The organism is Pseudomonas germanica (assembly GCF_019614655.1).
Classification (GTDB): Bacteria; Pseudomonadota; Gammaproteobacteria; order Pseudomonadales; family Pseudomonadaceae; genus Aquipseudomonas; species Aquipseudomonas neuropathica.
Genome location: NZ_CP071586.1, coordinates 1,334,284 through 1,347,393 on the forward strand (window position 1 = coordinate 1,334,284; position 13,110 = coordinate 1,347,393).

The 13,110-nt window shown below is 57.8% G+C and carries 8 protein-coding genes; 6 read left to right on the plus strand and 2 right to left on the minus strand.

All coding sequences use genetic code 11. The features are described from left to right. Positions 1–107 precede the first annotated feature (107 nt). Together J0G10_RS05780 and J0G10_RS05785 are read left to right on the plus strand one after the other, a co-directional pair. Positions 108–2,660 carry a LuxR C-terminal-related transcriptional regulator gene (locus J0G10_RS05780; RefSeq protein WP_095125411.1) on the plus strand — a complete coding sequence of 851 codons (2,553 nt, stop codon included), beginning with the start codon at positions 108–110 and terminating at the stop codon, positions 2,658–2,660. Between the two features lie 175 nt (positions 2,661–2,835). Beyond that, entirely contained in the window at positions 2,836–6,348 is a 3,513-nt protein-coding gene (locus J0G10_RS05785; protein WP_220557890.1) for a dermonecrotic toxin domain-containing protein, read from the plus strand. Between the two features lie 52 nt (positions 6,349–6,400). Here J0G10_RS05785 and J0G10_RS05790 read toward each other — a convergent pair whose 3' ends face one another. Next, positions 6,401–7,189: an IclR family transcriptional regulator gene (locus tag J0G10_RS05790; protein ID WP_095125413.1), complete on the minus strand. Its 789-nt coding sequence runs from the start codon at positions 7,187–7,189 to the stop codon at positions 6,401–6,403. Between the two features lie 164 nt (positions 7,190–7,353). Here J0G10_RS05790 and hmgA point away from each other — a divergent pair, with 164 nt between their 5' ends. The 4 genes from hmgA (at position 7,354) to J0G10_RS05810 (ending at position 12,133) form a co-directional block, all read left to right on the plus strand. After that, positions 7,354–8,658, plus strand: coding sequence for a homogentisate 1,2-dioxygenase (gene hmgA / locus J0G10_RS05795; RefSeq protein ID WP_220557892.1), 1,305 nt, complete (start codon positions 7,354–7,356; stop codon positions 8,656–8,658). Between the two features lie 3 nt (positions 8,659–8,661). Further along, positions 8,662–9,966, plus strand: a complete 1,305-nt coding sequence (fahA, locus tag J0G10_RS05800; protein WP_095125414.1) for a fumarylacetoacetase — start codon at positions 8,662–8,664, stop codon at positions 9,964–9,966. A gap of 12 nt (positions 9,967–9,978) precedes the next feature. Next, positions 9,979–10,614 (plus strand): maleylacetoacetate isomerase, encoded by a 636-nt coding sequence (maiA, locus tag J0G10_RS05805; RefSeq protein ID WP_220557894.1) that lies wholly within the window; start codon positions 9,979–9,981, stop codon positions 10,612–10,614. 163 nt (positions 10,615–10,777) lie between these two features. Next, positions 10,778–12,133: an MFS transporter gene (locus J0G10_RS05810; RefSeq protein ID WP_095125417.1), complete on the plus strand. Its 1,356-nt coding sequence runs from the start codon at positions 10,778–10,780 to the stop codon at positions 12,131–12,133. 87 nt (positions 12,134–12,220) lie between these two features. Here J0G10_RS05810 and J0G10_RS05815 read toward each other — a convergent pair whose 3' ends face one another. Beyond that, a complete protein-coding gene (locus J0G10_RS05815) occupies positions 12,221–13,024 on the minus strand; it encodes a SirB1 family protein (protein WP_095049790.1) in 804 nt (267 codons plus the stop codon). Positions 13,025–13,110 lie beyond the last annotated feature (86 nt).

Sequence of the window (13,110 nt, forward strand, 5' to 3'; positions counted from 1 at the left end):
CCGCTCGGTCGCCTTTTTTATGGACACCAATCAGCGCGCTGAATACTCGTCAACAAGTGCAGGGGAGAGGGCTAGGGTGAGGGCACAACGATAAAAAGGCTCACCCGATGACCGCCATGACTGCCTGTCTGGATCGCCCCGGATTCTTGCCCAGACTTTCTTCTCATCATCAACTTCGCCCTCGACTGAGTGAGCCGCTACTGACGACTGTGGCGCGGATCAGGCTGATCTGCGCGCCGCCCGGCAGTGGCAAAAGCGCGTTGCTCTCCGAATGCTTGTCACAGGCACCGGCACACTGTGCGGTGCACTGGCTGCCACTGATGGGCGTGTCGTTGAGTACGGAGGAGTTCTGTCGGCGGCTGAGCCTGGCATTGGGGCTGGCAGCAATGGATGAGGCGCAATTGGCGGCGGCACTGGCACGCTGGTCAGCGCCCACCTGGCTGTTTATCGACGACTATTGTCGGCTCCCCGATCCGGCTCTCGATGCATTGTTGGACCGCTTGCTGGCGCTCAGCAGCCCGGCATTGATCTGGTGGATCGGCGCGCGTCGACGCCCCCAGTGCAATTGGCCACGGTTGCTGCTGGACGACGAATTGTTTGAATGCGAAAGCGCGACGCTGGCGCTGACCCCGGAAGAAATCGCTCAGGCGTTAAAACACCTGTCCGCGGAGCAGGCTGCCAGTGTGGCCGCGCGGATTGTTCATCGAACCGGTGGCTGGTGCGCCGGGGTGCGCATGGCGCTGCTGCAAAAATGCGACTGGTCGCAAACCCTTCAGCCGCAGCAAAGGGTGGAAACGCTGCTGGATTATTTGCAGCACGAACTGTTCAGCGGCCTGACGCCGGAGTTGGCGGAGGTCTGGCGGGTACTGGCGAATCTGCCGCGTTTCAATGCTGAGTTGTGTGAGCACCTGTTCGGTGCCGGAGAAGGCGCGGACTACCTGCGCACCCTGCAAACGCTGGGTTGCTTCATCGAACCATGGAATGACTCGTCCCAGTGGTTGCAGATCTTTGCACCTTTGGCTCAGGTGATGCGCGATGAGCGCTGGCCTGCGGCCCGCTCATGGCATCGTCGGGCATGCCAATGGTTCGCCGCTGCCGGGGACTGGCGCTCGGCTTTCGAGCAGGCGTTGCTTGCCGAGGAATTCGAAACGGCAGTGAGTCTGTTGCAGCACTTCAACTTCGAGCATCTTTTTGAAGAGCAAACGGTGGTGCTGTTGTTGCGCCTGCATGAATCTCAGGGCGAAGGAGTGACCTTGGGATCACCGCAGTTGGTTGGGCTGATTACCGCAGCTCTTTTGTTTGCCGGCCGTTTTGAACAGGCCACGCAGTGCATCGCGCACCTGGCGAGGTTCATGCCGCAACCTTCGGCGGCACTGGAACGACAACTGATTGCACGCTGGCAAGCGCAACAAGGCTGGCTGATGCATTTGCAGGGGCGCATGACGCCTGCGCGCGAACTCTTTCAGCAAGCTCTGGAAGCGCTCGATGGCGATGCCTGGGCCACAAGGTTGCTGTGCCTGTCAGGGCTGACTCAACAAGCCTTGCTCTGTGATGAACTCGAACAAGCGCACGCCATCAGTCGCGAAGCGTTGTGTCTGGCGCGGGCACAAGGCTCCTTGCTGTTTGAAGGCTTGCTGGAACTTGATCACGCGCAGTTGCTTGAGCAGCGTGGTGCTCCAGCCCGCGCTGACAACCTGCTACTGAGCATTGAGCAGTTACTTGGCCAGCGCGCTGAGCGGCCGTCGCCGCTGCTCGGTCGTATCGCCCTGCGTCGTGGTCGATTGGCGTTGGTCATGGGGCTGGAGGAACAAGCCGCCGTTCTGTTCAAACGTGGCCTGGAGGATTGTCTGCGCAGTCACGATAAACGGGTGTTGTTCGGCTATCTGGGGCTGGCGCAGATAGCGGCCAACCACTGTGAATACACGCAAGCATTCGAGCGCTTGCACGAGGCCGAGCGGTTGATGCAGCAACGCAGGATTCCAGACACGGTTTACCGTGGTGTGTTGTTACAGGTCAGTAGCCAGATCTGGCTGCAGCAGGGGCGGGCGCAGTTGGCACATGAGGCGTTGAGCCGGGTGCTGCGCCACTATCAACCGCCGAACGCGTTGCAGGCACCTCCGGCGACGGTTCAACTGATTGCGCGTATTCAGTATTTGCTGATATTGGCCACGGCATCTTTGCAACGCGGTAGTGATCTCTCGGAGCAACTTCAGGTGTTGCTGGATAAAGCCCGCAAGTGCGGGGCGCAGACACTTGAGGCGGAGTTGCATTTTGCCCTCGCCGAAGTGGCATTGCTGCACAGCGAGTCGTTACGGGTGGTTGAGCATGTGGAGTGCGCGTTGAAGATTGTCCGGCGCTCGGGGTCACAATTGCTGATACGCCAGGCCACCCTGCGTTCGCCGAAAATATTTGATCCGACAATTGTGCTGGAGGAAAAGCAGCAAGTTGTAGCCGAGTCTGAAGCTGAAAGTTCACTGAGTCAGCGAGAGTTACAAGTCTTGGTATTGATTGCGGCAGGTGATTCCAATCAACAAATCGCAGAAAAACTTTTCCTTTCATTGCATACCGTTAAAACTCATGTCCGAAGGATCTATATAAAATTGGGGGTGATGCGTAGAACGCATGCAGTGGCCAGGGCCAGAACATTGGGTTTGATGTAGGTGTGAGGTTGTTAGATGTTTGTAGTTGTAACTTAGGGGCTTGTTGGTGTTGTAATTAAACACTGTTGGAAACAGTGCGGTGGGTATCTTTTTGTTCTGGATCTGAATTAGCTTGATTTGGCGAGGCAAGTTGTAATTGGTCACTTGTCATTATCAAGCTGATAGAGATTCCATTATGGATATTAATAAAGAAGCCGAAAGCCAAAGTCTGCGTGAAGTGGGGAAAGCCCTGGAAAGTATCTCGCAGGAATTGAAGCTTGTTCCGTCATTTTCAGTGGTGGTGCAGGACACGTTGCGTGAAGCGCTATGGAAGATCTCCGAAGGTGTGCGGCTAAGCAGCCTGTTCGTCAATGTCGTGGCGGGCGCCAAACCGAAAAATAAACAGCCGGTTGGACGTTTGCTGGATGTCGCGCTTGAGTGCCTGCAAAGTGGTCGGCCGCCAAACTATGATGTCAATGATTATGGTGTTTTCAATCACCCGAATTTTACCAGTCGTGAAGACATTCTTACGCAAGTCCCGATCTCGGCTATTGAAAAAGTAGTAGCAGATCTGCTGAAGAAACTGGCGGTTGATTACACGGCGACTGTGCGGCAGTACTGGGAAAATCCGACCGTTCAAAAAACAAGTGGAGCTTATCCTCAGTTAACGCGAAAGTCTGCTTTAGGTGTACTCGAAGCTAACCTTTTCATTAGTGAGCTGGAGGCGCTGACGATTCAAGGGGTCATTACTCAGCAACAACGAGCGCTGATCAGTACGACCGTACAACCCAGTCTGACCGGCACTTGTTACGGGGTTTTCATTGAAGGTCAGAATGGCAAATACATCGAGCAGAACGCGATGTTTGTATTGCCCCTTACAACCCCTATCTATGAACAGTTGGTTCCCGGTGAGCAGGGCGCTGTCGTACTCTACTGCGCGAATCGTGGTCTCGAATTGTTCTCTTCCATTTGGAAACTTGAACAAGCGTTGTTGAGCCGACTGGGCTCCTCGGAAACTCAGGAAGAGTTTCTGCAAACGCTGTCGTTCAGTGAACGCGTTGGGTTCGCATACGTCCCTGCTATTCGTTTTTTGAAAGTTCGTGCGAATTTGTTTGAGAGATTCGTTGGTAAGCGGATTCAGACGATGTACAGCGACATCACTGGGTATCTTGAATCTGTCGGTAAGCCAGGCTCGGAGTTTGATAAAACTGTTGTCGCCGTAGAGGCCGCACAATCGTTGCCCGATTTGAATCATCAGGCCAGAAAACGCCAGGTACAACTGATTAAGCATGTCGAGCGGAATGCTTGGCCGCAATGGTTGAAAAGCACTTCCGATGTCAATCAGGAAGTGTATGTTTCCCTGCAAAAAGAGCTGCTTGAAGCCGAAGTCAAACTTCATGAGGTCACTCACGGAGTTGCTTCGCTGAAAGACTACGCGCGGTTGGCCGTAGAGGACTTCATATCGCCGGGTAAAGATGAACGTATCGACCCGGACACGGTATTCGTGAAAGTCACCCATACCGTGCCTCTGGCGGATGGAAAAAAGGTGGAACTCACCGAGCGCAAAACGCTGACTCAGGCCTTTATGCAAGGTGCTCATGATCTGGCAGGGCAATATCAGATCGTTCCGGAGGTCCCCTCCAGTCTGCCAAAGTTGAGTCCATCGAACATCCTGCGTGCCATCAAGTCGTTGGACGTTCGTGTTGCCTATACCACGGCTCAACGTCTTCTGTATTCGCAAGCCGAAGTTACCGGGTCGCTGCGAGTGGTCCTTAGCCGTAAAACAGCGCTGACCCTGTTCGCGGCGATCCTGCAGAAACACGTGGGACCTTCAGCTCATAAATTGGTGATGGGTTATAACCTCGGCGATACGTCCATTGAAACGCTGGGCGTGGCGCTCAAACACTGGTTCAAGCCTTTCAATGGTTTGCTGGTTTATCGCAGGAAAGGTGTGGCAGCCGATCGCAGCGCTCATGTCCTGCACATACCGGGTTCGCCAGCCGGGCAGGAGTGGTTTGAATTCACCGACCTGAAAAGCCTGCAGCACAAGTTGGCGCAATGGGCGGCCAAGGCTGAAACCTGGGCGTACTTGCTGAGTCAGGCACACGCCAGCGACAGTGCGCAGATGCAAAGTGATTATCTGAGTCTAAAACCATCTGAGGTACTGAATGAATGGTGGTCGAAGATTAAGTTGGTCGATTTACCCGAAGAGGAGCCTTTGTTCGGAGCCGTTCAAAATCACATTTTGTGGAGTATCGATCAAACCGAAGCTGCCACCCCTCAATGGTACAGAAAGGCCAGCTCGAACGATCAGCACCTGCTCAATCGTCTGAACGCTGATTTCAAGGCTATTCATCATCATTCCCGGGAAATGCTGGCGGTCGAGCCGTTCAAACAGTTTTCCAGCCATTTGGTGAAGAAGGAGCTGAAGCAGTATTTTGCCCGGACAGGTTCATCTGTGGACATTAACCCTGACGAGGTATGGGTCAAATTTCACGCAGACTCGAAGATCAGCCTGACCGATCTGTTTATTCAGTGGCAAAAGTGGCGCAGTGACGTAAGCGCGTTCGAGAAATTTTTCACCTGGGTGAACCCTCAATTAGCCGGGATTGAAAATTTGCGAGAGCAACTCAGGCAGGCCACCTTCTGGACGTTTACCGGACAGCCCATTGCCCAACTGAATGCCAGAGTTATCAATGATCTGATCGATCTGAGGCCTGGTGAAAAGTATCTTCAATATCTGAAAGATAAATTCCTCAATGCGTCCGACATTGACTTGAAAGCCAGTCTGTATCGAAAAACAAAACAAAATGAAATGCTCCGGGCTGCATTGATTCAGAAAATCAAAGGCGAGCTCTCCCTCGACCAATTCAGCTGGTTGCAGGGACTCATTAACGGATTTGATCGCGATCTGCCTCGTCAGGGCATCATCACCACGGGTGGGAAGCCGGGCATTGGCGTATACGAGTTCACTCTAAGGGGACGCGCCCTTGTCGGGGCTTACGTTTTTGGGCGCAAAGTCAGCGGGCGTGATGAGTTTTTTGTCTATATTCCCGATACGCCTGGTGGCAAGGATTTCTTCCCTGTCCAGGAACTTGCTGGTCGATTGAAAAGCGTGACCTTCAACAAAAAGGTCTTGAGCCTCGCTCGTCTGGAACATCAGCAAGCAGTGAAAAACCTCCTGGACACCTACTGGGACTCGAACCCGGTAGCGACCAGTAATCCGGAATTGACTAACAGTTATCCAGTACTGGCTTTCAAACAGGAGTACCTGGCTAAAATCGGGCAACTCGTCGCCGATGTAGATTTTCAGACGAGCAGTTATCTGGAAGCGCTGTGGAAGGATGTGAGGGTACTGGCCGAATTTGCCCTGGATGTGGCTTCGATGTTCATTGCGCCACTTGGCCTGGCACTGACTGTACTGCGCATTACTCAGTCGGTTGTGCTGGGCATTGTGGCTTCCAGTCAGGGCTCCGATGAGGCTGCGAACGCACACTTTGCATCGGCGTGGCGAGGGGCGATTCTGTTGTACGTTGGCAAAGTGGCGGCGATCGGCGCGCCCGTGAACCCGATTGCTCTGCTATCGAGCGTCAGGGATTTCGCCGATGTGATGGCAGGCGTCACCGGTGTTGAAGTCAGCATCAACTACGTGACAGCAATCACCGCACCTCCAGCGGTCGTGAACAGCACCACTCGTCTGCTCAACTGACAGATGAAGCTGCGCGAGTAACGGCCCTCGTTACTCGCTCGATTGGCGCCGTTCAGGCCTGCAGAGGTTCATAACCCATCCGCCAACTCACGGCCCGCGTCGCCGCCAGCAACCGCTGCGCCGCCGGGCCGTTTTCGTCGGCATGGAACAATGAAGTGGGACCAACGATGGTCAACACGGCGGCGACCTGGCCGACGGCGTTGAACACCGGGGCGGACAATGCATCCACACCCGGCATCAGCAGGCCATGCACATGATGCAGACCGCGTTCGCGGATCTGTTCGCACAGGGTTGCGTAGGTTTTTTCGTCCTTCAATGGATGATCCACAGCGGCAATTTCCTGCTCGCGCAACTCATCGGTTTCCCGATGGGGCAAGTAGGCGCTGAACACCAGTCCAGTCGATGAACTGAGCAGTGGCAACACTGAACCCAGTTGCGTCACCACCGTCACCGCGCGCACCGCCGGTTCGATATGCACCACGGTCGCGCCCTGATTGCCCCACACCGCCAGAAAGCAGGTTTCGTTGAGTTCGTCGCGCAGTTCGGCCAACGGCAGGGCGGCGACTTTCAGCACGTCCATACTGTTGAGTGCGGCCAGGCCTACGCGCAAGGCTTCGCGGCCGAGCCCGTAATGGTTGGTAGCGGTGTTCTGCTCGGCGAATCCTGAAGCGATCAACGCTTGCAGATAGCGATGAACCTTGCTCGCCGGCATCTGCACATGTTCGGCCAGACGCGACAACGAAGTGGACGGCGACAACTCGGCGAGAGCCTTGAGGATGTCGGTGCCGACTTCGGCGGAGCGGACTTTCTGTTTGCCGTTGCTGTCGCTGGTTTTTTCCATGGTGCGGCCGGGTTCCGAAACGAATGGGCGTCTTTATAGCTTGACGCTGGATAGCGAGCAAATTACGTTATGCGTAATCGAATTACGATAATAACAACCCCGGCGTGCCGAAACCTCTGAGCCAGAGCGATGGGCCACTGCCGACTCCCTGTTCAGGAGGCTCCATGAACCTCGATTCAACCGCTCAGGCGCTGGCGTATCAGTCCGGTTTCGGTAACGAATTCAGCTCTGAAGCGTTGCCCGGTGCGCTGCCCGTCGGCCAGAACTCGCCGCAAAAAGCCCCCTACGGCCTCTATACCGAATTGTTTTCCGGTACCGCGTTCACCATGACCCGCAGTGAAGCGCGGCGCACCTGGATGTACCGCATTCAGCCGTCGGCCAATCACCCGGCCTTCGTCAAACTGGAGCGGCAACTGGCCGGTGGCCCGTTGGGTGAAGTGACGCCTAATCGCCTGCGCTGGAATCCGCTGGAGATCCCGGCCGAGCCGACCGATTTCATCGACGGTCTGGTGAGCATGGCCGCTAACGCGGGTGCAGAGAAACCGGCCGGCATCAGCATCTACAACTACGTCGCCAACCGCTCGATGGAGCGGGTGTTCTTCAACGCCGACGGCGAACTGCTGCTGGTGCCGCAACTCGGCCGTCTGCGCATCGCCACCGAATTGGGTGTGCTGGAAGTCGCGCCGCTGGAAATCGCCGTGCTGCCGCGCGGCCTGAAATTCCGTGTTGAATTGCTCGACCCACAAGCGCGCGGCTATGTTGCCGAGAACCACGGCGCGCCGCTGCGTCTGCCGGATCTGGGACCGATCGGCAGCAACGGTCTGGCCAACCCGCGTGACTTCCTGACTCCGATTGCCGCTTACGAGAACCTCCAGCAACCGACCACGCTGGTACAGAAGTTTCTCGGCCAGTTGTGGGCCACCGAGCTCAATCACTCGCCGTTGAACGTGGTCGCCTGGCACGGCAATAACGTGCCGTACAAATACGACCTGCGCCGGTTCAACACCATCGGCACCGTCAGCTTCGATCACCCGGATCCGTCGATCTTCACCGTGCTGACTTCGCCGACCAGCGTGCACGGTCTGGCCAACCTCGATTTCGTGATCTTCCCGCCGCGCTGGATGGTCGCCGAGAACACCTTCCGTCCGCCGTGGTTCCACCGCAATCTGATGAATGAATTCATGGGCCTGATCCAGGGCGAATACGACGCCAAGGCCGAAGGTTTTGTGCCCGGCGGTGCCTCGCTGCACAGCTGCATGAGTGCCCACGGCCCGGATGGCGAGACCTGCACCAAAGCGATCAACGCCGAACTCAAACCGGCGAGGATCGACAACACCATGGCCTTCATGTTCGAGACCAGTCAGGTGCTGCGCCCAAGCCGCTTCGCCCTCGACTGTCCGCAACTGCAATCCACTTATGACGCCTGCTGGGCCACTTTGCCCGCCACGTTCGACCCGACCCGGAGATAACCCATGACGCAGAATTCCATCACCCGCAGTTGGGTTGCCTCGGCCAACGGCCACGCTGATTTCCCGCTGCAGAACCTGCCGCTGGGTGTGTTCAGCAGCAACGGTGCGATGCCGCGCGCTGGCGTGGCGATTGGTGACCATATCTTCGATCTGCAAGTAGCGCTGGAAGCCGGGCTGTTCGACGGTGTCGCGCGCAGCGCTGTCGAAGCCATGCACGGCGGCCAGTTGAACGCATTCTTCGAACTCGGTCGCGAGGTGCGTGTGGCACTGCGCACCCGTCTGCTGGAACTGTTCAGCGAAGGCAGCACACACCGCGGCAACATCGAAGCCCAAGGCGCAAAATTGCTGCCCCTGGCCGCCGATTGCCAGCTGCATCTGCCGGCACGCATCAGCGATTACACCGACTTCTACGTCGGCATCGAGCACGCGCAGAACGTCGGCAAACTGTTCCGCCCGGATAACCCGCTGCTGCCGAACTACAAGCATGTGCCGATCGGTTATCACGGTCGCGCCTCCACCGTGCGTGCTTCCGGTACCGACGTGCGTCGCCCTAAAGGCCAGACGCTACCGGCCGGTCAGACCGAGCCTGTGTTTGGCCCGTGCGCGCGCCTGGACTATGAGCTGGAACTGGGCATCTGGATCGGTCAAGGCAACGAGATGGGTGACTCGATCGCCATCGGTGACGCGGCTGATCACATTGCCGGTTTCTGCCTGCTCAACGACTGGTCGGCGCGCGATATCCAGGCCTGGGAATACCAGCCACTGGGGCCGTTCCTTTCGAAAAGTTTTATCACCAGCGTCTCGCCATGGGTTGTAACTGCTGAAGCCTTGGAACCGTTCCGCACCGCGCAACCGAAGCGTCCTGAAGGTGATCCGCAGCCGCTGCCGTACCTGTTCGACAAGCGCGATCAGGACGGCGGTGCCTTCGACATCGAACTGGAAGTTTTGCTGCTCACCGAAGCCATGCGCGAGCAAAACCTGCCGGCCCATCGCCTGACGCTGAGCAACACCCGCTACATGTACTGGACCGTCGCGCAAATGGTCGCGCACCACAGCGTCAACGGTTGCCAGTTGCAGGCCGGTGACCTGTTCGGTTCGGGCACGTTGTCCGGCCCGCAGAGCGGTCAGTTCGGTAGCCTGCTGGAAATCACCGAGGGTGGTAAAAAACCGATCGAACTGGCTTCTGGCGAGGTGCGTAAATTCCTTGAGGACGGTGATGAAATCATCCTGCGTGCGCGTTGTGCCCGTGACGGTTTCGCCTCGATCGGCTTCGGCGAGTGCCGCGGCAAAGTGCTGGCGGCGCGCTGACAGGAGCGGGTTATGGATCTCTATACCTATTACCGTTCGACCTCGTCATACCGCGTGCGAATCGCGCTGGCGCTGAAGGGCCTCGACTATCAGGCGTTGCCAGTCAATCTGATCGTGCCACCCGGCGGCGAGCATCGGCAAGCGGCGTATCTGGCGATCAATCCACAGGGGCGGGTGCCGGCCTTGCGCACTGATGAGGGCGGTTTGCTGATTCAATCGCCGGCCATCATCGAGTACCTGGAAGAACGTTATCCACAGGTGCCGTTGCTGCCGGAAGATTTGTTCGCCCGCGCGCAGGTGCGCGGTGTGGCGGCGGTGATCGGTTGCGATGTGCATCCGCTGCACAACGTCAGCGTGCTCAATCGCCTGCGCCAGTCAGGGCACGACGAGCCGCAGGTGGTCGAGTGGATCAGTCACTGGATCAGCCAGGGGCTGGCGACGGTGGAGCAATTGATTGGCGACGAGGGCTTCTGTTTCGGCGAGTGGCCGTGCGTGGCCGATGTGTACCTGATTCCGCAGTTGTATGCGGCTGAGCGCTTCAACGTCAGCCTTGAGGCGTATCCGAAAATTCGTCGGGTCGCCGCACTGGCGGCTGAACATTTAGCATTCATCAAGGCCCATCCTGCCAATCAACCAGACACCCCGTAATTCCCCTGTAACTGATCGTTCCCACGCTCTGCGTGGGAACGCATCCCGTGACGCTCTGCGTCACAGTGGACGCAGAGCGTCCCCGGCGGCATTCCCACGCGGAGCGTGGGAACGATCCGGTTGCCACATCAAAAAATCATAAAAACAAAACAGGTACCTTGCGATGCACAACCAGATTGCCAGCTTCCGCGCGGCACTCGACGCCCGTCCTGTGTCCCGTTATCAGTGGTTGCTCTTGATCCTGCTCGCCTTGCTGCTGGTCACCGATGGCTATGACGCCCAGGTGCTCGGTTATGTAGTGCCCGCGCTGGCGCAGGACTGGGGGCTGGAAAAGTCTGCATTCGGACCTGTTTTCAGTGCCAACTTGCTCGGCCTCACCCTCGGTTCCCTGGCTGTCACGCCACTCGCCGACCGCTTTGGCGTGCGGCGCATTCTGCTCGCCTGCGTGCTGATCTACGCCACGCTGACGGTGCTGATGGTCTTCGCCGACTCGTTGAACACGCTGATGATCGCGCGCTTTATCTGCGGCATCGGCATGGGCGGGGCGATGCCCAGTGCTATGGCGTTGATGTCGGAATACTCACCACCGCGTTTGCGCACCTTGATGGTGACGCTGGCGGCCTGTGGCTTTTCATTCGGTGGCGCAGCCGGTGGTTTCGTCGCCGCAGGCTTCATCGACCAGTTCGGCTGGCAGGCGGTGTTCCTCGCCGGTGGCGTCACGCCGTTGCTGCTGTTTCCGTTTCTCTGGTGGATGCTGCCGGAGTCGTTGCCACGTCTGCTGCGCGATGCGCCGCCGTACGCGCGGCTGCGCAAAGTCACCGCGCGCATGCTGCCGGATTGGCAGCCGCCCGTTGCCAGCGTCGAACAGAACGAACGCGAGCAGGGCAGCAAACTGACCGTAGTCGAGTTGTTCCGCAATGGCTACGCGCGACCGACCTTGCTGATCTGGGCAACGTTTTTCGTCAGCCTGATTCTGTTGTATTTCATGATCAGCTGGCTGCCGACGTTGCTCCTGGAAAGCGGCCTGAAACTCAACGAAGCCAATCTGGTGACGTCGATGTTCCTGTTCGCCGGCACCTTGGGCGCGATCTGCATGGCCTGGTTTGCTGACCGCTTGAAGCGCAAGGTGCGTTTGCTGTCGGCGGTGTTGGCAGGTGCGGCGCTGTGCACGATTCTGCTCGGACTCAATCATGACAATCCGCGTTATCTGGTCGCCTGCGTGTTCGCCGCCGGGTTCTGCATCATTGGCGGGCAACTGACGCTGAATGCGTTTGCCAGTAATTTCTACCCGGCGCATGTGCGTGCGACCGGCACCGGTTGGGCATTGGGCGTGGGGCGTTTCGGTTCGATTCTCGGGCCGCTGTTCGGCAGCCTGTTGTTGGCGATGCACATTCCAGTGGCGCAGATTTTCTTCTTCTGTGCGATTCCGGCGGTCATCGCCGCGCTGCTGATCATTCAGGTGCGTTCGCCCACCGAAGGAAGTTCGGCAGTTGGAATGGGGATATCTGTCAAATCCTGAAGAGCAAAAGATCGCAGCCTTCGGCAGCTCCTACATGGGAATACACATTTCAATGTAGGAGCTGCCGAAGGCTGCGATCTTTTGTTTTTAATGGACGACGGAGTTGGGCGGCAGGTGGCTGAGGCGTTCAGTCAGGCGCAGGCGCTGAATCGGATCGTCGCTGAGCATCAGCGCATGCTCCAGATCAAAGCGCTCGGCATTCGGGCAGTCGAGCCGCTGATAAAGACTGGCCCGTGCCAGGTAATCGGCGGCGCCGGCGTCACCCAGTTCGAGCACCCGTTCGGCGTCGATCAGCGCGGCAATGAAGTCATCATGCGTCAGGTGCAACTGCCGCAGGTTGCGCGACAGGCGCTGAAGCATTTGCACCGGCGAGGCGGTCAGCAGATGCTCGGCGGTCAGCTTCATGTTCGGCCCGTACTGGCGCTGCAACAGTTCGCGACAATCGTTTGGGTACAAACGCCGGCCGCCGCACGGATCCAGCAAGTGATCAGCGCCGGGCACCCGCAACAGGAAGTGTCCGGGGAAGTTGATCCCGACCAGAGGAATCTCCAGGCCACGCGCCAGCTCCAGGGCAATCAGCGCCAATGCCAACGGCTGGCCGCGACGGGTCTGCAACACCTTGTGCAACAGCGCTGCTTGCGGGCGCAGCGGCAGGAAGTGGTCCTGGGCAAAGCCCAGATCAGTCATGCGGCGCAACAGGGGCTGCGCCAGTTCACTGACCGGCAACATCGGCAAGCCGTAACTGACTCGTTGTTGCAGGTCTCTGAATTCTTGTAACAGCGCGTCGGGATCGACCGTTTTTTCGTGCTCGGCCGCCATCCACAGCGCGGCTTCGAACAGCGCGGGCGGTGAACGGTGCAGGCATTCGAAAAAACGTTGACGCGCACTCATCGAAATCTCCGGGGAATGCCTCGTTTTAGCCCCGCCCGCAAGATTCGTCCAGTCCCCTGCTGCGCAGGTGTCAGGTTATGCCGCAA

Excerpts from the sequence above, each read along its gene's own strand:
- J0G10_RS05815 (WP_095049790.1), bottom strand. The coding sequence starts at position 13,024 with ATGAGTGCGCGTCAACGTTTTTTCGAATGCCTGCACCGTTCACCGCCC.
- J0G10_RS05785 (WP_220557890.1), top strand. The coding sequence starts at position 2,836 with ATGGATATTAATAAAGAAGCCGAAAGCCAAAGTCTGCGTGAAGTGGGG.
- hmgA (WP_220557892.1), top strand. The coding sequence starts at position 7,354 with ATGAACCTCGATTCAACCGCTCAGGCGCTGGCGTATCAGTCCGGTTTC.
- J0G10_RS05780 (WP_095125411.1), top strand. The coding sequence starts at position 108 with ATGACCGCCATGACTGCCTGTCTGGATCGCCCCGGATTCTTGCCCAGA.
- maiA (WP_220557894.1), top strand. The coding sequence starts at position 9,979 with ATGGATCTCTATACCTATTACCGTTCGACCTCGTCATACCGCGTGCGA.
- J0G10_RS05810 (WP_095125417.1), top strand. The coding sequence starts at position 10,778 with ATGCACAACCAGATTGCCAGCTTCCGCGCGGCACTCGACGCCCGTCCT.
- J0G10_RS05790 (WP_095125413.1), bottom strand. The coding sequence starts at position 7,189 with ATGGAAAAAACCAGCGACAGCAACGGCAAACAGAAAGTCCGCTCCGCC.
- fahA (WP_095125414.1), top strand. The coding sequence starts at position 8,662 with ATGACGCAGAATTCCATCACCCGCAGTTGGGTTGCCTCGGCCAACGGC.